General features: G+C 61.7%; 22 protein-coding genes, 1 tRNA gene and 1 other RNA gene. 17 read left to right on the top strand and 7 right to left on the bottom strand.

The genetic code is table 11. The features are described 5' to 3' along the window. Positions 1-31 precede the first annotated feature (31 nt). Entirely contained in the window at positions 32-1,438 is a 1,407-nt protein-coding gene (locus tag E5720_RS02835; RefSeq protein WP_136169381.1) for an acyl-CoA dehydrogenase family protein, read from the bottom strand. A gap of 148 nt (positions 1,439-1,586) precedes the next feature. Beyond that, positions 1,587-2,369, bottom strand: a complete 783-nt coding sequence (locus E5720_RS02830; RefSeq protein WP_136169380.1) for an inositol monophosphatase family protein — start codon at positions 2,367-2,369, stop codon at positions 1,587-1,589. A gap of 125 nt (positions 2,370-2,494) precedes the next feature. On the opposite strand from E5720_RS02830, the gene prfB reads away from it, so the two are divergent. The 13 genes from prfB to E5720_RS02765 all read left to right on the top strand — a co-directional run bounded on the left by prfB (position 2,495) and on the right by E5720_RS02765 (position 14,365). Further along, positions 2,495-3,607, top strand: a complete 1,113-nt coding sequence (gene prfB / locus E5720_RS02825; RefSeq protein ID WP_136172404.1) for a peptide chain release factor 2 — start codon at positions 2,495-2,497, stop codon at positions 3,605-3,607. 6 nt (positions 3,608-3,613) lie between these two features. Next, positions 3,614-4,546, top strand: coding sequence for a mechanosensitive ion channel family protein (locus E5720_RS02820; RefSeq protein ID WP_210729945.1), 933 nt, complete (start codon positions 3,614-3,616; stop codon positions 4,544-4,546). Next, entirely contained in the window at positions 4,543-5,034 is a 492-nt protein-coding gene (locus E5720_RS02815) for a hypothetical protein (RefSeq protein ID WP_136169379.1), read from the top strand. The genes E5720_RS02820 and E5720_RS02815 overlap by 4 nt, the downstream gene beginning before the upstream one ends. Positions 5,035-5,095: 61 nt before the next feature. Then, on the top strand, positions 5,096-5,785 hold the full coding sequence (gene ftsE / locus E5720_RS02810) for a cell division ATP-binding protein FtsE (protein WP_136169378.1): 690 nt from the start codon (positions 5,096-5,098) through the stop codon (positions 5,783-5,785). A gap of 192 nt (positions 5,786-5,977) precedes the next feature. Further along, on the top strand, positions 5,978-6,883 hold the full coding sequence (gene ftsX, locus E5720_RS02805; RefSeq protein WP_136169377.1) for a permease-like cell division protein FtsX: 906 nt from the start codon (positions 5,978-5,980) through the stop codon (positions 6,881-6,883). A gap of 205 nt (positions 6,884-7,088) precedes the next feature. Then, positions 7,089-7,562: an SsrA-binding protein SmpB gene (gene smpB / locus E5720_RS02800; RefSeq protein ID WP_136169376.1), complete on the top strand. Its 474-nt coding sequence runs from the start codon at positions 7,089-7,091 to the stop codon at positions 7,560-7,562. 8 nt (positions 7,563-7,570) lie between these two features. Then, positions 7,571-8,422 (top strand): DMT family transporter, encoded by an 852-nt coding sequence (locus E5720_RS02795; protein ID WP_136169375.1) that lies wholly within the window; start codon positions 7,571-7,573, stop codon positions 8,420-8,422. Between the two features lie 79 nt (positions 8,423-8,501). After that, positions 8,502-9,878 carry an NAD(P)H-binding protein gene (locus tag E5720_RS02790; RefSeq protein WP_136169374.1) on the top strand — a complete coding sequence of 459 codons (1,377 nt, stop codon included), beginning with the start codon at positions 8,502-8,504 and terminating at the stop codon, positions 9,876-9,878. Positions 9,879-9,972: 94 nt separating this feature from the next. Further along, positions 9,973-10,343: a transfer-messenger RNA gene (ssrA, locus tag E5720_RS02785) on the top strand. A 181-nt stretch (positions 10,344-10,524) separates the two neighbouring features. Beyond that, positions 10,525-12,165: a phosphoglucomutase (alpha-D-glucose-1,6-bisphosphate-dependent) gene (pgm, locus tag E5720_RS02780; protein WP_136169373.1), complete on the top strand. Its 1,641-nt coding sequence runs from the start codon at positions 10,525-10,527 to the stop codon at positions 12,163-12,165. Then, positions 12,162-13,388 (top strand): MFS transporter, encoded by a 1,227-nt coding sequence (locus tag E5720_RS02775; RefSeq protein WP_247596144.1) that lies wholly within the window; start codon positions 12,162-12,164, stop codon positions 13,386-13,388. The genes pgm and E5720_RS02775 overlap by 4 nt, the downstream gene beginning before the upstream one ends. Positions 13,389-13,443: 55 nt before the next feature. Beyond that, on the top strand, positions 13,444-14,196 hold the full coding sequence (locus E5720_RS02770) for a thioredoxin domain-containing protein (RefSeq protein ID WP_168708270.1): 753 nt from the start codon (positions 13,444-13,446) through the stop codon (positions 14,194-14,196). A gap of 96 nt (positions 14,197-14,292) precedes the next feature. Then, positions 14,293-14,365: transfer RNA gene (locus E5720_RS02765), tRNA-Ala, on the top strand. A 169-nt stretch (positions 14,366-14,534) separates the two neighbouring features. On the opposite strand, the gene E5720_RS02760 is transcribed toward E5720_RS02765, so the two are convergent. Further along, complete coding sequence (locus E5720_RS02760) at positions 14,535-14,882, bottom strand: Lsr2 family protein (RefSeq protein ID WP_136169372.1); 348 nt, start codon at positions 14,880-14,882, stop codon at positions 14,535-14,537. Between the two features lie 109 nt (positions 14,883-14,991). Then, on the bottom strand, positions 14,992-16,698 hold the full coding sequence (locus tag E5720_RS02755) for an FAD-dependent oxidoreductase (RefSeq protein WP_136169371.1): 1,707 nt from the start codon (positions 16,696-16,698) through the stop codon (positions 14,992-14,994). A 255-nt stretch (positions 16,699-16,953) separates the two neighbouring features. On the opposite strand from E5720_RS02755, the gene E5720_RS02750 reads away from it, so the two are divergent. Continuing rightward, on the top strand, positions 16,954-17,997 hold the full coding sequence (locus tag E5720_RS02750; protein ID WP_136169370.1) for an N-acetylmuramoyl-L-alanine amidase: 1,044 nt from the start codon (positions 16,954-16,956) through the stop codon (positions 17,995-17,997). Between the two features lie 11 nt (positions 17,998-18,008). Further along, positions 18,009-19,064: a GTP-binding protein gene (locus E5720_RS02745; RefSeq protein ID WP_136169369.1), complete on the top strand. Its 1,056-nt coding sequence runs from the start codon at positions 18,009-18,011 to the stop codon at positions 19,062-19,064. Positions 19,065-19,085: 21 nt separating this feature from the next. On the opposite strand, the gene E5720_RS02740 is transcribed toward E5720_RS02745, so the two are convergent. The 3 genes from E5720_RS02740 to glp are packed head-to-tail and all read right to left on the bottom strand — an operon-like array spanning position 19,086 to position 21,678. Next, positions 19,086-19,499: a molybdenum cofactor biosynthesis protein MoaE gene (locus E5720_RS02740; RefSeq protein WP_088944455.1), complete on the bottom strand. Its 414-nt coding sequence runs from the start codon at positions 19,497-19,499 to the stop codon at positions 19,086-19,088. Next, positions 19,496-20,494 carry a bifunctional molybdenum cofactor biosynthesis protein MoaC/MoaB gene (moaCB, locus tag E5720_RS02735; protein ID WP_136169368.1) on the bottom strand — a complete coding sequence of 333 codons (999 nt, stop codon included), beginning with the start codon at positions 20,492-20,494 and terminating at the stop codon, positions 19,496-19,498. Before moaCB ends, E5720_RS02740 begins: the two co-directional genes overlap by 4 nt. Further along, entirely contained in the window at positions 20,491-21,678 is a 1,188-nt protein-coding gene (gene glp, locus E5720_RS02730) for a gephyrin-like molybdotransferase Glp (protein ID WP_136169367.1), read from the bottom strand. The genes moaCB and glp overlap by 4 nt, the downstream gene beginning before the upstream one ends. A 174-nt stretch (positions 21,679-21,852) precedes the next feature. Between glp and moaA the strand changes: the two genes are divergently transcribed. Together moaA and E5720_RS02720 are read left to right on the top strand one after the other, a co-directional pair. After that, the gene (gene moaA, locus E5720_RS02725; RefSeq protein WP_136169366.1) at positions 21,853-22,959 is read left to right on the top strand and encodes a GTP 3',8-cyclase MoaA; all 1,107 of its coding nucleotides are present in this window, start codon (positions 21,853-21,855) and stop codon (positions 22,957-22,959) included. Further along, positions 22,952-23,194 (top strand): MoaD/ThiS family protein, encoded by a 243-nt coding sequence (locus tag E5720_RS02720; RefSeq protein WP_136169365.1) that lies wholly within the window; start codon positions 22,952-22,954, stop codon positions 23,192-23,194. Before moaA ends, E5720_RS02720 begins: the two co-directional genes overlap by 8 nt. Positions 23,195-23,196 lie beyond the last annotated feature (2 nt).

The raw sequence follows: 23,196 nt of genomic DNA, 5'->3' as shown, positions 1-23,196 counted from the left end.
CTTGGGTCATTTTCTTCAAGGTGGGCGCGAATCAGATGAGAACGATGCCTTCGGCAGTGCCGATGGCGCGAAGATCGCGGTACCAACGTTCTACCGGGTGCTCCTTGGTGAAGCCGTGCCCGCCGAGGAGTTGAACACCGTCCGAACCGATTTGCATACCCTTTTCCGACGCGAGACGACGTGCGAGGGCAGCTTCGCGGGCGAATGAAAGTCCCTGCTCTGCACGCGAGGCGCCGCGGAGGGTGACCAACCGCATGCCGTCCAACTCGATGGCAATGTTGGCGACCATGAAGGCGACGGCCTGCCGATTGCTGATGGGCTCACCGAACGCCTCGCGCTCGTTGACATAGGGGATGACGTAGTCGAGAACAGCTTGGCTGGTACCGACTGCGAGGGAGGACCAACCGAGGCGCGCAAGGCTGATGGCATCGGCGTAGTCGAGCGCATGCTGGTCCGAATCTCCATCGCCGAGCAGCGCGGACTCCGGAAGGGCGACGTCGGTCAGAAGTAACCTTCCAAGGCCTGCGGCCCGCAGGCCCATGCTCGGATCGGCTTCGACGACAAGGCCTTTGGAATCGGACTCGACGATGAAGAAGGCCGGACGGCCCTCCAATTCAGCAGCGACAATGAACAATTCGGAACTTGCTGCCGCGGGAACGAGGCTTTTGACGCCGTTGAGCTTGAAGCCGCTGGGTGAACGAACTGCCTTGGTGGACAATGCAAATGGGTCGAACAAGGCGCGAGGCTCGTTGACGACGACGGCTGCATTGGGCACCTTGTCGCCGACGAATGCGGGAAGGTAGGTTTTCTGCTGAGCATCGGTGCCCCACTGGGTGAGTGCAACGGCAACGCCGCTGGGCGCCAGAATGGGCAGTGCCAGTCCCATGTCTCCGTGCGCCAGTGCTTCGGCAACCAGGGAGTTGGTCACGGCACCGCGCTCGGAGGCCGCGCCGTCGAGCTCCTCCGGCACGTTGATCAACGTGATGCCGAGTTCGGCGGATCTACGAACGAGGTCCTCTGGAGAGGATGCGGAGGCATCCGAATCGAATGCTGCGGGCCGCAGAATTTCCTCGGCGAATTCCCTGACGGTCTCGACGATCATGCGCTGCTCATCGTCGGGAGTCAGGTCGAAGTACCCGAGGTTCTTGGCCGCTGAGTCCTCGAGGCGCTTCGGCTTCTCGTTACCCTTCGCCTTCGCGAACGATCGAGTTGCAGCACCGAGGGTCTTGAACCCGCTCTTGGTGCTCTCGTAGGTGACGCGGTCGATTGTTTGGCGGAGGTTGTACTTCTCTGCCAGCTCGGATCCGGTGATTGCCGTGAGCACGCGCATAGCGGTGCCGATGGCATCTCGTTTGAACGGATTGAGGCCAACCGCGGACGTGTCGCGAGGCGCTTTGCGCTTCGTTTCGGTCACACTGTCTTGCTTGCTCATGATCACCAGCTGTTTCTCGGTGTCGGGCTCGGACTCGGACTATCTTACTCCCGGGTAAGATAGCTGTCTACTCCTGAGTAAGTTGTTGGTGGTCGCCGCACGTCAGCGCCAGTGCGGCGACCTCTGACCACCGCAGCACCGTCGTCCTCATGTCTCAGCGCAGACGGCGAACGACCTCGTCCTGAAGAAGTCCGTTGGTCGCGATGGCACTGCCGCCGTGGGGACCTGGTCGGCCGTCGAGCGAGGAGAACCTGCCACCGGCTTCGCGGACGAGGATGTCCAGCGGTGCCAGGTCCCACAACGAGACCTCCGGCTCGGTTGCAATATCCAAAGCGCCCTCGGCCACCAAGCAATAGGAAAAGAAGTCGCCGTAGCCACGCACACGCCACACGTCGTCGGTCAACGAGATGAACTGCTCGCGTACCCCACGCTCCAACCAGCCCGACAGGCTGGCGAAGCTCAAACTGGCCGAGGACAGTTCCCGCACCGCCGAAACACCGAGTCGACGGGGCGAACCGTTGTCGAAGGAAGTGAATGCCCCTGCGGACTCCGAGGCCCACCACCTCCGGTTCAGTGCCGGCGCGCTGATGACGCCGACGACCGGGACTCCGTCGACCAGCAGCGAGACGAGTGTTGCCCAGATCGGTACGCCGCGAACGAAGTTTTTGGTGCCGTCGATGGGGTCGATCACCCACTGTCGTCCCTTCAAGGCCACATCACCGCCGAATTCCTCACCCAGCACTGCATCATCGGGGCGTTGCTCGGTCAGCACCGACCTGAGTTGATGTTCGACGGCCAGATCCGCGTCGCTGACCGGGGTCAGGTCCGGTTTGTCGTCGACCTCGAGGTCCAGGGCGAGAAAACGATTCCGCGTAATGGAGTCGGCGTCGTCGGCCAAAGCAAGCGCGAGTCGGAGGTCGGCAGCGTAGTCGGTCACGCGAACAAGACTAGAGGTGTCGACGCAGTCGACGTCATCCTCGTCAGTCGATGCCTCCGCAGTCCGGGGTCGTGTCGGGGACGGCGGTCTCCGCGCCGTCGACGGTGCCGGTAACCTTGGCTCTCGTGCATCCTGACGTTTCCGCAGACCTAGCCGAACTCGACATCACCCTCACCACGATCGAGTCTGTCCTCGACATCGAGGAGCTGCGCAGACGGATCAACGAGTTGGAGCATCAAGCTGTGTCGCCGGACCTGTGGAACGACCAGGACCACGCTCAGCAGGTGACCAGTGCGCTCTCGCACGCACAGGCGGAACTGCGTCGTGCGGAGGCGCTGCGACAACGGCTCGACGACCTCCCGGTTCTGTACGAACTGGCAGAGGGCGAAGAAGGTGAAGCCGAGGTGGCCGCGACGGCGGATGCCGACGCCGAGCGTGCCGCATTGCGAGAAGACATTGCAGCCGCCGAAGTGCGGACCCTGTTGTCCGGTGAATACGACCAGCGCGACGCGCTCCTCAACATTCGTTCCGGCGCCGGCGGAATCGACGCGGCCGACTGGGCCGAGATGCTCATGCGCATGTACATACGGTGGGCCGAGAAGCATGGTTACGGCGTCGAGGTCTACGACACGTCGTACGCCGAAGAAGCGGGCATCAAGAGTGCGACGTTCGCAATCAAGGGCCCATATACGTACGGCACGCTCTCGGTCGAGCAGGGAACGCACAGGCTGGTTCGGATCAGCCCGTTCGACAACCAGGGACGACGTCAGACTTCCTTCGCCGAGGTAGAGGTCCTGCCGGTAGTCGAAACCACCGACCACATCGAGATTCCCGAGAACGACATCCGTGTCGACGTCTACCGGTCCAGCGGTCCGGGTGGTCAGTCCGTCAACACCACCGACTCTGCCGTCCGACTGACACACATTCCGACCGGCATCGTCGTGACGTGTCAGAACGAAAAGTCGCAGCTGCAGAACAAGGTGTCCGCGATGCGCGTGTTGCAGGCCAAGCTCCTCGAAGTCAAGCGCAAAGAAGAGCGGGCCGAGATGGATGCGCTCAAGGGCGACGGCGGAAGCTCGTGGGGCAACCAGATGAGGTCCTACGTTCTGCATCCATATCAGATGGTCAAGGACCTGCGCACCGAATACGAGGTGAACAACCCCTCCACCGTGCTCGATGGCGACATCGACGGTTTCCTGGAAGCCGGGATTCGCTGGCGTATGCGGGGGGAGGAGTAGACCGACATGACAGCTGGCAGTGCGGTGCACGCTCTCTCTTCAGGAGTCCCGGACGATCTTCAACTGTGGCTCAGCGGCCGCGGTTTGGAAATCGTGCTGTACATACTCGGCGGCATGCTGGTGGCCAGGTTGATCAGCTGGACCGGATCGAGAATCACCACGCGGATCGACTCGAACTACCAGCACAGTGACGCGCTGGTCCGGTCCGAGGCAGCCAAGCACCGGCACGCACTCGCTCAAGTGATCACCTGGGTTGCCGTCACCATCGTCTACATTCTCGTCACCATCGAAGTTCTCCGACGGTTCGGATTTGCCGTCACCTCGCTCGTCGCACCCGCAACCGTCCTGGGTGCAGCGCTCGGCTTCGGAGCGCAGCGCGTAGTGCAGGACATTCTCGCCGGGTTCTTCATCATCACCGAACGGCAGTACGGGTTCGGTGACGTCGTACAGATCGCCGTCCTCGGCTCGGCGGAAGATGCTGAAGGGACCGTCGAGGACGTCACGTTGCGTGTCACGCGGGTTCGTAGCGTGGACGGTGAAGTGATAACCGTCCCGAACGGGCAGATCGTCAAAGCGATCAACCTGTCGAAAGACTGGGCACGTGCGGTGGTCGACGTCCCGATTCCGTCCACTGCCGACCTCACCCACGTCAACGAAATCCTGCGACGCGTCGGGCACGCTGCATTTGCCGATGCCAGACTGAGAAAGCTATTGCTCGACGAGCCCACAGTGATGGGTGTGGAGAGCATCGAGGTCGATCTGGTGCATGTGCGTCTGGTGGCGAGAACGTTGCCAGGCAAGCAATTTCAGGTTGGACGCGAATTACGTGTTCGGGTGGCAGCAGCGTTGCAGCCCGAGGGAATCAGTGTTGCCCCGGACATCTCGACGGCCGGAGTCGCACCCGATTCTGCCCAAGGCGATCGAGGGGCGGACAGGTGACCGAAGAGAACACCGAAACCGATCGGTGGACTCGCCACTGGAAGATTCCGGCGCGAATCTTCGGGCGCGCTCGGACTTCGACAGTGGCCCTCGGAATCTGCTTCGTGCTGACCGCGCTGCTCTACGGTCAGGTACGGCCTGAGCCGGAAGGTGCGGTGAACGGCCCGACTCCGATCGACACCAGCCAATACCAAAACCGCCTTCCGAGCTACGCACCCGAATCCTTGACTCCGTCGACCAGCGTCCCACCATCGTCGAGCGTCGAGCCCACGACATCGCTGGACCCGTCGGACACAAGCGGGATACCGGGGGAGTCAGGGCAACAGCAACAGCCAGGGCAGCAGCGGGAGCCAGGGTCGGCGACCGGAGAATCGGGTAACACGACCTCGCAGGTTCCGACCTATTTGCCAGGTATTACCGTTCCTCCGCAACTGCGATCGCTGTATCCGCAGGCGCCAACCCCCTCAGCCCCGTCGAGCACCCCATGACATTCGAATCGCGGTCCTCGCTTCGGTCGGCTACCCGCCGGTAAGGACTACACTGCGAGCCGTGATCAGCACCACGAATGTGTCCAAGTCGTACAAGACGTCGACCAGGCCTGCTCTGGACAACGTGACCGTTTCCGTGGACAAGGGCGAGTTCGTCTTTCTCATCGGACCATCGGGTTCGGGCAAGTCGACGTTCATGCGTCTGCTCTTGAAAGAAGAGAGCCCGACCTCAGGGGACATCCACGTAGCGGACTTTCACGTCAATCGGCTCGCGTCACGACGGGTTCCACGGTTGAGGCAGAGCATGGGTTGTGTTTTCCAGGATTTTCGGTTGCTGCAGCAGAAAACCGTCGTCGAGAACGTCGCATTCGCCCTGGAAGTAATCGGCAGGCCGCGCTCGATGATCAAGCGGACAGTGCCCGAGGTCCTCGAATTGGTCGGGCTCGGTGGTAAGTCCGATCGTTTGCCCTCCGAGTTGTCCGGCGGCGAACAACAACGCGTCGCGATCGCACGCGCATTCGTCAACCGACCTCTGGTTCTGTTGGCCGACGAGCCGACCGGAAACCTCGATCCCGACACCAGCCAAGACATCATGATGCTGCTCGAGCGGATCAACCGAACTGGCACGACGGTCCTCATGGCTACCCACGACAATCACATCGTCGACTCGATGCGGCGACGCGTCGTCGAACTGGACAACGGCCGAGTGGTGCGAGACGAGGCTCGCGGGGTCTACGGCGTGGGCAGATAGCCACCCCGGCCGTTCCGCAGGCTCCACTCACGGACAGCGGGTCGTTCCGCAGGCTCCACTCGTGCAGTCTTCGGGTCGTTCCGCAGGCTCCACTCGTGCAGTCTTCGGGTCGTTCCGCAGGCTCCACTCCCGCCGGCACGCCGGCTGACATGACTTTCTCGACCGCACACACCGAAGGGCTCGGATTCCGCGATGCGCGCAAGTTTCATTTTCAGTGAGGTTCTGACCGGACTTCGCCGCAACATCACCATGACCATCGCCATGATTCTCACGACCGCGATCTCGCTCGGCCTGTTCGGCGGCGGCCTGCTGGTCGTACAGATGGCAGGAAAAACGCAACAGATTTTTCTCGATCGCGTCGAGGTGCAGATATTCCTCACCGACGATATTTCCGCGACCGACCCAGAGTGCGCGCAAGACACATGCGCGGCGCTACGTAGAGACCTGGAGTCGACCCCCTCAGTCGTGTCCGTGGAGTACCTGAATCGGGATGACGCGGTCAAGGACGCCACCGAGCGAGTCTTCAAGGACCAACCAGAGTTGGCACAGTTGGTGAGCCCGGACAGCTTCCCGGCGTCGTTCAAAGTCAAGTTGAGCGATCCCGAGCGGTTCGGTGTCATCAACGACAACTTTGCCGAACGTCCAGGAGTACAGAGCGTGCTCAACCAACGCGATCTGGTCGAGCGACTCTTCAGTGTGTTGAACGGAGTACGCAACGCGGCCTTCGCTATCGCCATCGTTCAGGCGATCGCCGCAGTTCTACTGATTGCCAACATGGTGCAGATTGCGGCTTTCACCAGGCGTACCGAGGTGGGCATCATGCGACTGGTCGGCGCAACACGGTGGTACACCCAGCTACCGTTCCTGCTCGAGGCCGTTGTCGCCGCGATCATCGGATCGGCACTCGCAATCGCAGGACTCTTCGGCGCCAAGAACATCTTCATAGACGACGTACTCGCCGACGTATACGAAGCCAACATTCTCGCCCGAATCTCCAACAGCGACGTGCTGCTGGTATCGCCGTTCCTGGCTCTCGTCGGAATCGGTATGGCGGCCGTGACTGCCTACATCACGCTGCGCCTCTACGTCAGAGAATAGATCAGCTCCATACACTCACCCTGGTCACTCCGCAGGCTCCGCTCCGGCTGATCCTGGTCACTCCGCAGGCTCCGCTCCGGCCAATCCTGGTCACTCCGCAGGCTCCGCTCCGGCCGGAAGAAAACGGATTGCTCATCGGTTCTATGCTGGAGCGGCTGTGTACACGAGCGCACACGCCTTCCCGCGCTCGAGAAAGGGCCCTGCAGTGAGAGAGAAGGGCCGTAAGGCCATCGCGACCAACCGAAAAGCGCGACACAACTATGCGATCCTCGATGTCTTCGAGGCCGGTGTCGCCCTTGTCGGAACCGAAGTGAAGAGCCTTCGCGAAGGCAAAGCATCTTTGGCCGACGCTTTTGCGACCGTAGACGACGGTGAGGTGTGGCTGCGTGGACTTCACATCCCCGAGTACACGCAGGGCAGTTGGACCAACCACGCACCGAGGCGCACTCGGAAGCTTTTGCTGCACAAGCGAGAAATCGAACGTCTGGCGGGCAAGGTCAAGGAAGGCAGCCTGACGATCGTCCCACTGTCGATGTATTTCTCCGATGGCAAGGTCAAGGTCGAGCTTGCCTTGGCCAGAGGTAAGCAGGACTACGACAAGCGTCAGGACTTGGCGCGCCGCACCGCCGAACGCGAGGTGACGCGCGAACTCGGACGTCGAATCAAAGGCATGCGCTGACCGCGATCCTGCTCGCGCTCGTCGCTGCCGTCGGCTACGGAGTCAGCGACTTCGTCGGCGGAGTCGCATCGAGGCGGGTAGCCGCACTTCGAGTCGTCATCGTTTCCTACCCGTTCTCTTTGGTCGTCGTCTTGCTGATAGCCCCATTCGTCGGCGGCACCGTGTCGTTGGTTCCGATGTTGTGGGGGCTGGCGTCCGGGGTCGCTGGGGGTCTTGCGGTCTGGTGGTTCTATCTCGCCCTGGCGTCGGGACCGATGGCCGTGGTGTCGCCGCTGACTGCCGTTCTCGTCGCCGGCATTCCAGTGCTCGCTGGGCTCATGATCGGGGAAAGACCCGGCATGCTCGCGTTCTGCGGAATTGCTCTCGCGCTCGTTGCGGTGGTCTTGGTGAGTAAGGAGTCGCCGGACGAGGCGACCGGTGAGGTCGCGGGCGGTCGCGACATGAAATTCACCCGTACTGTCGCCTGGCTCACGGTCGGCTCGGGTATCACATTCGCGTTGGCGTTCATCTGTCTCCATCAGATCGGCGAAGGATCTGGGCTGTGGCCACTGGCCGCGTCGCGAGCCTCGGCAACCGCCGTGGTGTGGAGCGTTGCATTGGCAACCGGTCACTTTTCCGCCCCCCATGGAAGTGTCCTGAAACTCGCGGCGTTCGTCGGCGTGCTCGACGTCGTCGCGAACGCCGCACTGCTCTACGCCTACCAGGGTGGGATGCTCTCGCTTGTCAGCGTCATCGCGTCGCTGTATCCGGCGGCGACGGTGCTGTTGGCGATGGTCATGCTCGGCGAGCGTGTTGGTCGTCTACAGCAGATCGGCATGGTCATAGCTCTCGGTGCGGTCGGGATGATCGCCGTCGCGTGATAATCCGATTCCGGCTGGGTGCACATGATTGCCGTGCCGATCCCGGTTGAATCAGCCACTTCGGGGGTATCAGGGGTTGATGACCGCCAACATCAACTCGACCCCGCTTCGCGTGCTTGTCACCGGAGCGACGGGCTACCTCGGAGGACGCCTCGCTCCGCGGCTTCTCGACGCCGGTTACACAGTGCGAGTGTTGGCGCGTAACCCTGACAAGCTGGACGGTGTTCCGTGGGCAGACGACGTCGAGATCGCGCAGGGTGACCTCAACGATCGAGATTCTCTGAAGGCTGCGTTCGCGGACGTGGACGTCGTCTACTACCTCGTTCACTCGATGGGCTCGGTGGGCCACGACAATTTCGCGGACGCCGAGCGTACCGGTGCTGAGAACGTCGCCGACGTCGCTGCGGAAAGCGGAGTGGGCAGAATCGTCTACCTGGGCGGATTGCACCCCACCGACGGCGAGCTGTCGGAGCATCTGCAATCTCGCGCCGAAGTAGGTCGGATCCTCATCGAATCCTCGGTACCGACGTTGGTTCTCCAGGCCGGTGTCGTTATCGGCTCGGGTTCGGCGTCCTTCGAGATGATCCGGCACCTGACGAACCGTCTACCGGTCATGACGACTCCGAGATGGGTGCACAACAGGATCCAGCCGATCGCGGTGCGCGATATGCTCCACTACCTCATCGGTGCTGCCGAGGCCGATCTGAAGGAAAGCCGAACGTTCGACGTCGGAGGCCCCGACGTCATGGAATACGGCGAAATGATGAACATCTACGCGGGAGTTGCCGGGCTGCGCCAGCGTCGAATGGTGGTGCTGCCGGTGTTGACGCCGCGTCTCGCCGGCCATTGGATCGGATTGGTCACCCCGATCCCGCGCGGACTGGCCATGCCACTCATCGAATCTTTGCAATTCGACGCCGTCGCACACGGAATGGACGTCGATTCGATCATCCCTCGACCTGCAGGCGGTCTGACTTCGTATCGCGAGTCCGTGCGTCTCGCGCTGCGGAACATCGAGGAGGGGGAGACCGAAACGACGTGGTCCGACTCCGACTCGGCACAACCGTCCGATCCACTGCCGACCGATCCGACGTGGGCCGGGGAGGTCGTCTACTGCGACAGTCGCAGCGTATTTCTCGGTAGTGGGCCGAGCGAGATCCGTAGTCGACTGCGAGGCGCTGTCGAATCGGGTGAATTGAAGGGTTGGCGTCGGGAGGATCGTGAAGAGGAAAACTCGGGTGAGGTGCGGTTGCGGTCTACCGCATCACTGCCTGGCGACGCGCGGATGCAATACCAAGTGATCTCGGCGGGTGGTGGTACTCGACTCGAACAGCGAACCTACTTCTTCCCACGCGGACTCGCAGGGAGGGTGTTCTGGTACGGGTCTCTGCCGGCCCGCAAGGTCCTGTTGGGTCGTACCCTGCAGGCGGTTGTGCGGCAGGTCGACCGGGCCTGACTCACCACGGTTGGTATCCCGATGGGTATCGGGATGAATCTGCTCGGCGCACGCGTTACACTGACAAGCCGGAGCACAGTGCTTCGGAACATACGGGGCTGAACGGTTTCGACTTTGTATGTTGAGTCAGGGGAAGCGTGTCGGTGCAGGCGAGAGACCACCGTAAGCGTCATCGCAAAAATATAAGCGCCGATTCCAATCAGCGCGACTACGCACTCGCTGCCTAAGTAGCGACTGCGTGTCTGTCAGTCCGGGCTTGCCCTCGGTCCGGGTACTGGCATCAGCTAGAGGGCTTACCGATTCACTCGGCCACGGAGTGATGAGGAAAATCAAACAGTGGCTGGGATCGTCATCCTGGCTTGTTTGCGAGATCGGGAGATCCAAGTAGAGACATAGCAGACTGCACACGGAGAAGCCCTGGCAATGCAGCAGAGGACCCGGGTTCGATTCCCGGCAGCTCCACGCGAACGCCGGGCCGCACAAGAGCATAAGCTCTCGCGCGGCCCGGCGTTTTTTTGTATGCCAGTCTCCGTGGGGTTCCCGGTGCTCGCTACACGCCGCCTGATCGCAGGTGCGCCGACGCGAAACTTCACCGGGGAACTAGTGTTGTCCGGGAGTTGACTCTGCGACAAGAAGGAGGCGCATCGTGGCGCACGAACGAGCTGGTTCCATTGCTCTGCCCGAGGATCTCGTCGACGTAGCGCAGCTGGTCACGGCCTACTACTCCCGTACTCCGGACATGTCGGATCCGGGCCAACACGTCGTTTTCGGGACGTCCGGTCACCGTGGATCCAGTCTGGATACGGCGTTCAACGAGGCTCATATTCTCGCAACGACGCAGGCGATCGTCGAATACCGCGCCTCGCAGGGCATCACCGGCCCGATGTTCATCGGCCGTGACACGCACGCGCTGTCCGAGCCCGCGTGGACCACAGCGTTGGAAGTTCTTGCTGCAAACGATGTTTCGGTACTCGTCGACTCCGGGGATCGGTACACGCCGACGCCGGCCGTCAGTCACGCGATTCTGCGCTACAACTCGACCGGATCTTCGGCCAAGGCCGACGGCATCGTCGTCACACCCTCGCACAATCCGCCGCGTGACGGCGGATTCAAGTACAACCCTCCGCACGGTGGTCCCGCAGACAGTGACGCCACGTCCGTGATCGCGGACCGTGCCAACGAGCTGCTGCGCGGTGGACTGGCAGGTGTGAAGCGCGTGTCGTTGGCGACCGCTCTGAGTACCTCGGTGGACAAGTACGACTTCCTTGGAACTTACGTCGAGGATCTGTCGAACGTCGTAGATCTCGACGCGATCAGGTCGGCCGGGGTGCGCATCGGCGCCGATCCGCTCGGTGGTGCGAGTGTCGACTACTGGCAGGCGATCGCCGAGCGTCACAACCTCGACCTCACTGTCGTCAATCCGCTCGTCGATGCGACTTTCCGCTTCATGACGCTCGATACCGACGGAAAGATCCGAATGGATTGTTCGTCTCCCAACGCGATGGCGTCGTTGATCGCAGCACGGAACTCGTATGACATCTCCACGGGAAACGACGCGGACTCGGACCGCCATGGAGTGGTGACACCTGACGGTGGTCTGATGAATCCCAATCACTATCTGGCAGTTGCAATCGACTACCTCTTCACACACCGATCCGGCTGGTCGCCGAACTGCAAAGTTGGAAAGACTTTGGTGTCGTCGTCGATGATCGATCGTGTCGTCGCAGGCCTCGGCCGAGACTTGCTCGAGGTACCTGTCGGATTCAAATGGTTCGTGCCAGGACTCCTCGAAGGCGGTCTCGGATTCGGCGGCGAGGAGTCGGCAGGAGCGTCGTTCCTGCGAACCGACGGGCGGGTATGGACGACGGACAAGGACGGCATCATCCTTGCGTTGCTCGCGTCCGAGATCACCGCTGTCACGGGCAAAACGCCGTCTCAGCGCTACGTCGACTTCACTGCGCAGTACGGCAGTCCCGTGTATGCACGGGTCGATGCGCCCGCTTCACGTGAGGAAAAGGCCGTCCTGGCCAAGCTCTCTGCTGATCAGGTCACGGCAACCGAACTTGCGGGGGAGAAGATCACGGCCACACTGACTACCGCACCCGGTAACGGCGGCGCGATCGGGGGATTGAAGGTGACCACCGAAAACGCGTGGTTCGCCGCACGTCCATCGGGAACCGAAGATGTCTACAAGATCTACGCCGAATCGTTCAAGGGCGAAGATCATCTCGCGCAGGTTCAGACCGCTGCGAGAGAACTGGTGTCGCAGGCACTCGACCGATCGTGACAGCTTCGAAACCCACCGAGGCTGTGAAGGGCGGCGCGCTGCCGTCGCAAATATGGGTCCTGATCTCGGCGAGCTTCGTGATAGCTCTTGGTTTCGGAATCGTCGCACCGGTAATTCCACAGTTCGCCACCGAATTCGGTGTCGGTGTAGTCGCTGCATCGGCGGTCATCAGCGTATTCGCGGCGATGCGACTCTTGTTCGCGCCTGCCAGTGGCCTCTTGGTGCAGAAGCTCGGTGAGCGACCGGTTTACCTGGCCGGTCTGTTGATCGTGGCTGCATCGACCGGCGCCTGCGCTTTCGCCCAAACCTATTGGCAGCTCCTGATCTTCCGAGGACTCGGCGGCATCGGATCGACAATGTTCACGGTGTCGGCTCTGGGCCTTCTCATTCGAATGAGCCCGGCGGACAGCCGCGGACGCGTATCGGGGTTCTACGCGACGAGCTTCCTGATGGGTTCGATAGGTGGCCCGCTCGTCGGCGGAGCGGTCGTCGGATTGGGTTTACGAGCACCCTTCATCATCTACGCGATCGCTCTGATCATCGCTGCTGCCGTCGTCTTTTTCAGCCTCGGCAATGTCGATTCGACCGAATCCGAGCACGGTTCTGCAGTGCCGATGATGTCGCTACGCGCTGCTTTGAGAGTGCCCGCCTACCGTGCTGCTCTTTCCTCGAATTTCGCGACGGGGTGGGCAGTGTTCGGTGTCCGCGTTGCGTTGGTTCCGCTGTTCGTCGTTGCAGTTCTCGACCGCTCGGCTGCGGTGGCTGCTGTGGCGCTGGCGGTATTCGCCGTCGGAAATGCCCTCGTGCTGATCACCTCCGGACGGCTTTCCGACGTACGCGGGCGAAAACCTTTTGTCGTCGCAGGCCTGATCGTTGCGGGTCTGGGCACCGCAGCCATCGGTCTGACCGATAACGTGGCGCTGTTCATGATCGCCTCTTTCGTTGCGGGTTTCGGGTCCGGTCTGATGACACCGGCGCAGCAGGCCTCGGTGGCCGACATCATCGGCTCCCGTGCACGCGGTGGCCCAGTTCTCTCGACATTCCAAATGGCATCCGACGTCGGGGCGATCTTCGGGCCCATCGTCGCCGGAATGGTGGTCGAGTACTACTCCTACGGAACGGCCTTCGTGATGTCCGGGGCGATTCTGCTCGCTGCGGCAGTGTGGTGGCTGTTTGTGAAGGATACGGCGAGCGCAGCAAAAGCAGCTGCCCGCAAGCAATGAATTGCTTCCCGGCGCCTCGCGCCTCGGCTGGGTAGCACTCCGTACTATTTCCAACGTGAGCCAAAAAAGAACATCGAGTGCGAAGTACACCCCACAACCGACGTCCAGTACCTCTACGTACGTTCTGGCCGCGGTTGCGGTACTCGTGGTCGCTGTGGTCGTCGTCGTGGCGGTCATGTGGCAGCGGGGCAGTGACACCCCGCGCAACGACGGTTACGGCACGGTAAAAAATGCGAATGTGGAATTGACGGTTCTGCCCGATGGCGTCGTCCAACTGGCCACAGCAAATGCCGCGCCGGTCGTGGATCTGTTCGAAGATCCGATGTGCCCATTCTGTGGTGATCTGGAAGTCAAGCACGGCCAGGAGTTGGCACAGAAGATCGACGACGGTGCGGTAGCGGTTCGATATCACCTGGTTGTGCTTCCTCAACTGGACGCTTCATCGGCGAGCGGGAGCTACTCGAGCCGAGCGGTTGCTGCATCGCACTGTGTCGCCGCATCGGAAGACGCCGTTGTCTATTCCGCATTTCACGCAGGCTTGTTCGGCGCAGATTTTCAACCCGAGGAGAACGGTGATTCCGACCGCACCGACACCGAACTCGCCGACCTCGCACAGAAGAGTGGCGCAGGAGAGGCGACCACACAGTGCATTCTGTCCGGTGCGATGACCGACGTGGCCGCAGCAGACGCGGCGAGCGCCCGTGAAGCCCTGTCCGCGGCGGGTGCAGCCGGAACCCCCGGTGTTCTCGTCGATGGTCAGGTCGTCGATGCCCTCCGCGACTCGTCGTGGATCGAATCGATCGGCTGACCGAACATTTCCTGTCCCAGCAGCGGATTTGTAGCAGTATGCGGCCATGGTGTAACTTCGTTCGAGCAACCGCAAAACAGTGCGGCTGTGAAGTACGGGGCTATGGCGCAGCTGGTAGCGCACCACACTGGCAGTGTGGGGGTCAGGGGTTCGAGTCCCCTTAGCTCCACCGAGTTCGTCCTGAAAGAAGAAGTGCACGCAAGCCCTGACCGGTAATTCTGGTCAGGGCTTGCGTTGTTTGTGGGGTGAAAAAGAAAATGGGGGCCACCGCGAGGTGGCCCCCATTTCCTTGTCACGACTTGCTTCCGCCCGGTCGCCGGGCCGGGTGACAAGACCGGTCAGTGAGCAGCGTCGAAAGCGTTCTCGACGTCCGAAGGAATTCGGCCTCGAGCCGAAATGGTGTATCCGTTGGATTTTGCCCACTCGCGGATAGCCTTCGTCTGATTGGCATCGCGCTTCTGGCCGGTCGAGGTGGCGCCGACGGCCTTCTTTGCACGCTTACCGCCGACACGTGCCGAGTGCTCGATGTAGTAATCGAGCTTGCGGTGAAACTCTTTGGCGTTTTTGTCGCTGAGATCGATTTCGTAGCTGACGCCGTTGACGGAATAGCTTATGTGCTCTCCGCCGGATTCGATCGGCTTGTCGTCGATATCGTCGACCAGTTGAACATAAACTTTCTTGGCCATTCTGGAGGTCTCCAATGATCAATCGGGATGAAACCGCGTAGAGCTCAGGAAACTATACGACCATCTACGATATCGACGAAACAAGCTCTTGGATCCAAATAATTGGAAATCAGGAAGGATCTGTACTCGCGGGCTGAGCTGCGAGCCGCATCTCGTCCAGGCCGACGAACTTCACGCGGGGACGCCCAGTGTCTTTTCCAGCCGAAATCTCTGCTTTGTCGATGCGTGCCCATGCAGGAAAGTCGAGTGCGTCGGGCGCTTTCTTCTCCAGCAATAGGTCGAGTTCCGCACGATCCGCGCGGGCCTGAGGAAGACGGTCAGCAGCTATGTCTTCGAGCAGGCTCCGAACGGTCTCAGCTGCACACTTCTTGTTGGTTCCGATCACGCCGGTGGGCCCGCGCTTTATCCAGCCTGTTGCATAGGTTCCGGATACCGGCTCGCCTGAATTGTCGATCACGCGGCCTTCTTTGTTGGGAATCACGCCGACACCGGAATCGAACGGCACGCCTGGTATCTCGCTTCCGTGATAACCGACCGAACGCAGAACCAGACCTGTGTCGAGCATCTCCTCGGTCGAGGTTCGCTCGGCTTTCACCGTGCCGGACTCATCGGTTCGCAGTTCATTGTGTATCAGACGGACAGAGGTGACCGACTCGTCTCCGAGTATCTCGTCAGGGGAAACGCAGAAGCGGAGCACAATGCGCTTCCGGTTCGGGTCGGATCCTGCGCCTTGGCCGTCTCCGGCTGCAATTTCGCGAGCCAGTTCCACCTTCAATGCGGTGGAGGGTTCGGCGGTGCCGGATTCCAGAGCTGCCGAAGTGGCGGCGTCCGGTTCGGCTTCGTCGGCTGACAACACGATGTCGATGTCGGCAGCATTCATCAATCCGATCAATTCGGGGTTCGTGTACGCAGCCTGGGCTGACCCGCGTCGACCCAGAACTACCACCTCGCGGATCTTGCTGCCTCGTAATGCCTCCAGCGCGTGGTCGGCGATATCGGTGTTCTCGAGTTCGGCCGGCGAAACCAGCAGAACACGAGCGATGTCGAGGGCGACGTTTCCGTTGCCTACGATGACTGCCCTTTCGCTGCTCAGATCGTAGCTGCGGTCGGCGTAGTCGGGGTGGCCGTTGTACCACCCGACGAATTCGGCTGCTGCGTGGCTGCCGGGAAGATCTTCCCCTGGAATCCCGAGGCGTCGATCGTTGGAGGCACCCGTCGCGTAGATGACCGCATCGTGGTGTTCGAGAAGTTCTTCGTGAGAGATATCGGAGCCGATCTCGACGCCGAGATGGATCCGTACCGACTTCTTGCCGCCGACCGCGCGGAAGAGATCGGTCACCGCCTTTGTGCCTGGATGGTCGGGTGCTACGCCCGCCCGAACCAGCCCGTACGGGGTCAACAGGCGGTCGTACATCTCGACCTCGATACCGCGGATGGACGCGAGTTCGGTGGCGGCGTAGAACGCCGCAGGCCCTGATCCGACGACGGCAATTCTTCGGCCGGTGAAGTCGACGCCTTTGAAGGGCGAAGCAACCGCGTTGTACCCACTGCTCTGCATCGGGTTGAATTGGAAGTAGTTGGCATTTATCCCGAGGTATCGCTCTTGCTCGGGCTCCAATTCATGGTCGGCGCGGATGGCGTCGACGGGGCATTCGTCCACACACGCACCGCAGTCGATGCAGCTATCGGGATCGATGTGCAGCATTTCCGAGGTCATGAAGCCAGGTTCGTCCGGCGTGGGGTGAATACAGTCGACTGGACACACATCGACGCACGATGCGTCGTTGCAGCAGGGTTGAAGAATCACGAACGTCATGAACCTGTTCTACCGCGAGATGCACAACTCCGTGGCCGGTTCACTACTCCTACTGCAACGGTTCGGTGTCGACTTGCTCACATTCCGCTTGCAGATTCGGATCAGCCGGTATCGCGCGATCAACTCGGCCTCACTTTCTGCTTCACTTGTGACGAAAGTGTCTGCTGTTGCTGGTGTATGCCACAGAGGCTGCTGATTCGCGATGTGGAAGGGGAGTGGCACGCTCGACTTCGTCGGAGTGTGTCCAACTGCTTGATGAATAGAACCTCTGTGCTCGGCGTGCTGTCCGCAGGTGTGATGGCCGGCGCGCTGATGATTCCTGCAACAGCGTCGGCCGCCCCTTCAGGCCTGGAGCTCGACGGTAAAACGGTCTTCGTGGATCCCGGTCACCAAGGTGTCGGCCACGCCGAGAATCTGGCTGCGCAGGTCGACGATGGCCGCGGCGGCACCAAGGACTGCCAGACATCGGGGATGACCACCGTCGACGGCATTGCCGAACACACCATCAACTGGAACGTCGCTCAGCTGGTGAAATCGAGTTTGGAAAGCCTCGGTGCCTCGGTCGTCATGAGCCGTGCCGACGACTCTGCGTGGGGCGGATGTGTCGATGACCGAGCACGAGCGGCCAGTGCGTCCGGGGCGGACGTCGCTGTCAGCATCCATGCGGACTCGACGGCTGTGGGCACCGATGCAGACAAGCACGGGTTCCACCTGATCGTCCCCACACTCCCCATTCCCGACGCGGCTGCCAACGCGGCCCAGTCGGAAGGTGGCCTGGCCGCATCGAACCTGATGCGCGACGCGTACGAGCGAGCCGGGTTCAGTGCCGCCAACTACGCGGGGGCAGTCGACGGACTGCAGGAGCGGTCCGACATCGCCGGGCCGGCACTGACCAGTGTGCCTTTGGTTTTCGTCGAGATGGGAAACGGCTCCAATCCTGACGATGCTGCTGTGCTCGAAAGCCCGGAGGGGCAGCTGAAGCACGCCATCGCGATCTCCACCGGGTTGATCGACTATCTCCTCGGCCCGCACACCACTGTCACGGCACTATCCGTGGAGGATGGACCGGAAGCACCGTCCGACTCGGCCACGGCGACCCCTGCTGCGGGTAAGCCGAAGCTCGAAGCCGCCCCGAGTTCGGCCGGGGGGAGTCCGCTCGCGCGCTTGCTTGCCGGGATCGCACCCTACGTCGATTCCGTCGGGATCGACGGATTGTCGGATCTGGTGACCGACGACAACGTTCGGTCGGTGTCGAACTTCGCGCAGGGCCTGCTGAAGCAGATGCTCGCAACCGAGTAGCCTCACGACTCGTGGCGCGTGCACTCGGAGACCGAAAGATTCCCGTAATTCTCGTCTCGGGATTTCTCGGTGCAGGCAAGACGACGTTGCTCAATCACCTGCTTCGCCACAATCGAGGAATTCGCATCGGAGTCATCGTCAACGACTTCGGCTCCATCAATATCGATTCGATGATGGTTGCCGGTCAAGTCGATTCGATGGTGGCCCTCGGTAACGGGTGTATCTGCTGTGCCGTGGACATCGAGGAAATGGATTCGATGTTCGACGTTCTGTCCGACCCCGCGAGGGCACTCGACGTGATCGTGGTCGAGGCCAGTGGCATTGCGGAGCCGAGAAGCCTCATTCGAATGGTGCTGGCCAGCAACAATTCTGCGATCGTCTACGGCGGCCTTGTCGGAGTGGTCGATGCAGTCGAATTCGGCGGCACCGTCGAACGGCATCCCGAGATCGAACAACACCTCCGCCTCGCAGACCTCGTGGTACTCAACAAGACCGACCGACTCGACGATGCCGAGACGGCTGCGGGCCTCGACAGTGTCCGCGAGATAGTCGGAGACGTCCCGATCGTGGTGACCGGACATGGCCGCGTCGACGCAGCGTTGCTCTTCGATGTACCGACACGTGCTGATGACAGAAGCTCGGCACGGCAATTGTCGTTCGACGAGGTGCTGTACGAGGACGAGGATCTCGGCGATCACTCGCGGCATCTGCACGCCGCCTATACGACTACGAGTTTCGAGACCGAAGAGCCGATGGACCCGCGCCGCTTCATCGAGGTGATGGAGAATCCGTCGGGAGAGGTCTACCGCGCAAAGGGTTTCGTATATTTCGGTGTAGATGGCTACGCGGGGAAATACGTCCTCGGTACGGTCGGCCGTCATATCCGACTCGAATCGACCACGTGGGGCCGCGACGAACGAAGAGCGACCTCGCTGGTATTGATCGGAACGGATATCGACGAAGAATTGGTCGAGGTCCGCCTGCTCGACTGCATCCGCCGGACCGGGGACCCGACCGATCGCGCAGCGATGCTACCGGTTCATCGATACACGCCGAATTCGGCGTGAACAGACGCCCTGCGGCATCAGTCAGAGGCCGACCCATTCCGAGGTGCCCGTGGCGAAATGCTGACGCTTCCAGATGGGAACTTCGGACTTGATGCGTTCGACGAGCGTGGCGCACGTCGCGAAGGCTTCCGCGCGATGTGGTGAAGCGACCGCGGCGACGAGCGCGACATCGCCGACGACCAGGTCCCCGACACGATGTACTGCCGCTACGGGCAACCCTGATTGCGCCGCCACTTCGGCGCAACACGCGCGGAGAAATTTCTCTGCATCAGGATGCGCCTGATATTCGAGTGCGGAAACGGCTTGACCGCCATCGTGATTGCGCACCACGCCGCTGAAGAGTACGACCGCGCCGTGCTCCGGCCCGGCGACTGCGGCCTCGACGATATCGATATCGATCCGATCCTTCGAGATCTCTGCCAGAGGCTCGTTCACGGCAATTCGCCTTCCTGTGTTTCGGCGTGCAGACCGTCACCGGCAACCTGCGCGAGCAGATGGTCCAGGATCGGCCCGAGGACCGAGAGTCCGTCCTTGACACCCCCGGGTGACCCAGGCAAATTCACGATGACGGTCGTTCCTGCAAGCCCGGTAAGTCCACGACTCAAGGTCGCATGAGGAGTGACGGTGGTCCCCTTGGCCCGAATCGCGTCGGCGATCCCGGGGAGTTCGCAATCGAGAACTGCTCGTGTCGCCTCGGGGGTGGCATCGGTCGGTGACACGCCTGTACCCCCGGTGGTGATCACCAGTGATGGCGCACCGGTCAATGCGTCGTCCAGGCCGGATGCGATATCGGCGTCGGCAAATATCAGCGGCCCGCGAACAGTGAACTCGCGCTCCCGCAGCCACCGCGCTATCACCGGTCCGGTGGTGTCCTCGCGGGTACCTCGCGCACCACCGGTCGACGCCACGAGTACAACAGCCGATCTCGTTCCAGCGCAGGGTGTTTCGTGGGCCTTCTCGACGCCCCGAGACCATCGCCCACGCTTTCCGCCCTCTTTGCTCAGCAGACGGATGTTGTTCATGGTTGCGGACGGGTCGACGGCCTTGACCATGTCGTGCAGGGTGAGACCGGCGACGGCTACGGCCGTCAGCGCCTCCATCTCCACTCCCGTCGGGCCGGTGGTCTTTGCCGTCGCCTCGACAGTGATCGTCGTTTCGGTGAATCCGAAGCGCACATCGACCGAAGACAGTGCCAGTTGATGGCACAGCGGTATCAGCTCGGAGGTCTTCTTGGCCCCGGAAATGCCCGCGATTCGAGCCGTGGCCAAGACATCTGCCTTCGGCATTCCATCGGCGCGGACGAGGGACACAACCTCGGCAGTGGTGGCCAGTTCGCCTGCAGCGACAGCTATTCGGGTGGTGTCGGACTTGTGTGACACGTCGACCATGCGGGCGCGGCCTTCGGAATCGACATGGGAAAAACTTGTCATAACGGCACCACTGTCACTTCGGACCCCGCGGTCATCTCGGTCACTTCGACGGGCACGTCCACCAACACATCTGCCCATGCCATCGCGGCAACGAGGTGCGAACCTGCTCCGGCGATCAATGTCACGGTTTCTCCCTCCAACTTTCCTCGCAGAAACTGCCGTTTGCCCGCGACGGAGGTGACGTCTGCTGCCAGCTTCGCCACCCGGGTCGGCACCGGCGGTAAGCCCGCTGCGTCACGCAGCACATCACGTGCGAACACCAGGAACGAGACGACGGTGCTCACTGGGTTACCTGGAAAGTTCAATACGGGAACGCCGTCGACGACGGCTGTACCTTGAGGTCCGCCTGGCTGCATCCGTACCGGCCCGAATTGCCCGCCCAGTGGGAGCAACACATCCTTCACTACTTCGAAATCGCCCATGGACACCCCGCCGGAGGTGATGATGAGCTCTGATTCCGCGGCAGCAGCGGTGACGATGCGATGGAAGTCTGTTGGTTCGTCCGAGCTGCGGTGTACGCCCGTGACTTCGGCGCCGTTGCTGCGAAGATGAGATGCCAGTGCGATTCCATTGGAATCGAAAATTTGGCCGAGCCGGAGCGAGGAGCCGGCCTCGACGAGTTCGGCGCCGGTGGTGATCACGGCAACCCGTGGTCGACTGCGAACCTGCGTGTGCGACAAGCCGACTGCGGCAAGGACTGCAATGTGACGAGGTTCGAGAAGCTGGCCTGCGTGGATCAGTGTGGTACCAGCGATGACGTCGCTGCCCTGCTCGCGAATGTAGTCACCGGGTTGTCTGGACACTTCGATCGTGACGGAATGCTCGTCACCTGCAGTCGTGTGCTCGACGGGCACGATGGTGTCCGCACCTTCCGGGACCGGGGCGCCGGTCATGATCTTGACGCTGGTGCCGGGTTGCACTGCACTCGGTCCGGTCGCTCCCGCGGCCACTGTGCCCACAACCTCGAGGGTCACCGGAACTGTGGTGATCGCCGACGAGTGGACTGCGTATCCATCCATCTGCGAATTCCTGAACAGTGGAAGATCGACCGGCGAAGCGACGTCGGCGTAGGCGACACGGCCCAGTGCATCGCTCAGCAGGACCGTCTCCGCGGTGCGTGTCTTCAAGGGATCGAGTAGGCGTCGAACGTGAGCGGCATGGTCCTCGACCGAGGCCGCGCTCATGCTCCGCTCGCCTTCGGGGCCGACTTGGCGCGGATCTTCATATATTCGATCCTAGGCGTGCGTGTTTTCGAAATTGGAGACGGCCGAGGCCCCCCGTTCTGTGAGGAACGGCATACTGGACCGCGTAGCGTTGTCGGAGCGAGGATTCGCTCTTGTTTCTCGAGGAGGGTGCACATGACCGTCAGCAGTGTCGTCGGACTCGGTATCCCCTCGGTGAAAGGCTCCGAATCTTCCAATAACACCCAATCTTCGGAGAGCCCTGGGGTGTTCTCGGTGGACGACCGGCCCGATGTACCGGTTCTGATAGACCGGTTCGGCCGGGTGGCGCGCGATCTCCGGGTGTCCATCACCGAAAAGTGTTCGCTCCGTTGTACTTATTGCATGCCTGAAGAAGGTCTGCCTGTCATTCCGGCCGAGAACCTGCTCACTGCCGAAGAGATCGCGCGAGTGGTATCCCTCGCGGTACATCGACTCGGGGTCGAGGAAGTGCGCTTCACCGGTGGTGAACCGCTGATGCGGGCCGATCTGACCGACATTCTCGCCCGATGCGCACAGCGAGTGCCCGGCATTCCCCTTGCGATGACCACCAACGCCATCGGTTTGGAGCATCGGGCGGAGAGCCTCGTCGAAGCCGGGCTGAGCCGAGTCAACGTCTCGCTCGACTCCATCGACCGCGCGCATTTCGCCGAACTCACCCGACGCGATCGTCTGCCGTCTGTCATGGCGGGAATCCGGGCAGCGAAGAGAGCCGGATTGAACCCCGTCAAAGTAAACGCCGTGCTCATGCCGGAGACACTGCACGGTGCAGGCGACCTGCTCGAGTGGTGCCTGGACGAAGGCGTGGCCCTCCGATTCATCGAGCAGATGCCGCTCGACGCCGACCACGAATGGGCACGTTCCAACATGCTCGACGCGCAGCAACTGCTCGATGTGCTCGCCACCCGTTTCGACCTCACCGAAGTAGGTCGCGAGGATCCTTCTGCGCCGGCCGAGGAATGGGCAGTCGAAGGAACCGACGCCACCGTCGGCATCATCGCGTCGGTCACCAGGTCCTTCTGCTCCGACTGCGACCGAACGCGGCTCACCGCCGAAGGAACAGTGCGGTCGTGTTTGTTCAGCGACGAGGAAACCGACCTGCGGGCGGCCATGCGCGGGGGAGCAACCGACGACGAACTCGCTGCACTGTGGCGTGGCGCAATGTGGAACAAGTGGGCCGGGCACGGAATCGATGCCGAAGGTTTCGTTCCACCGACGAGAAGTATGGGAGCAATAGGTGGTTGAGGTTCGTTACTTCGCCGGTGCGGCGGACGCGTCGGGATGTGCCGCCGAGACATTCGACCTGCCGATGGGCAGCGATATCGCGGCGTTGAAAGCTGCGGTAGCTCGCAGACACGGCGGAAAGGTGGCCGATGTACTACGAGTGTCTGCGTTTCTGATCGGTGACGATCTCACGCGTGATCCCACAGCGACTTTCGGTGACCGAGTCGACATCCTGCCACCGTTCGCGGGCGGCTAGCC

Source organism: Rhodococcus sp. PAMC28707 (assembly GCF_004795915.1).
GTDB lineage: Bacteria > Actinomycetota > Actinomycetes > Mycobacteriales > Mycobacteriaceae > Rhodococcoides.
This window is presented reverse-complemented; position numbering and strand designations above follow the sequence as displayed.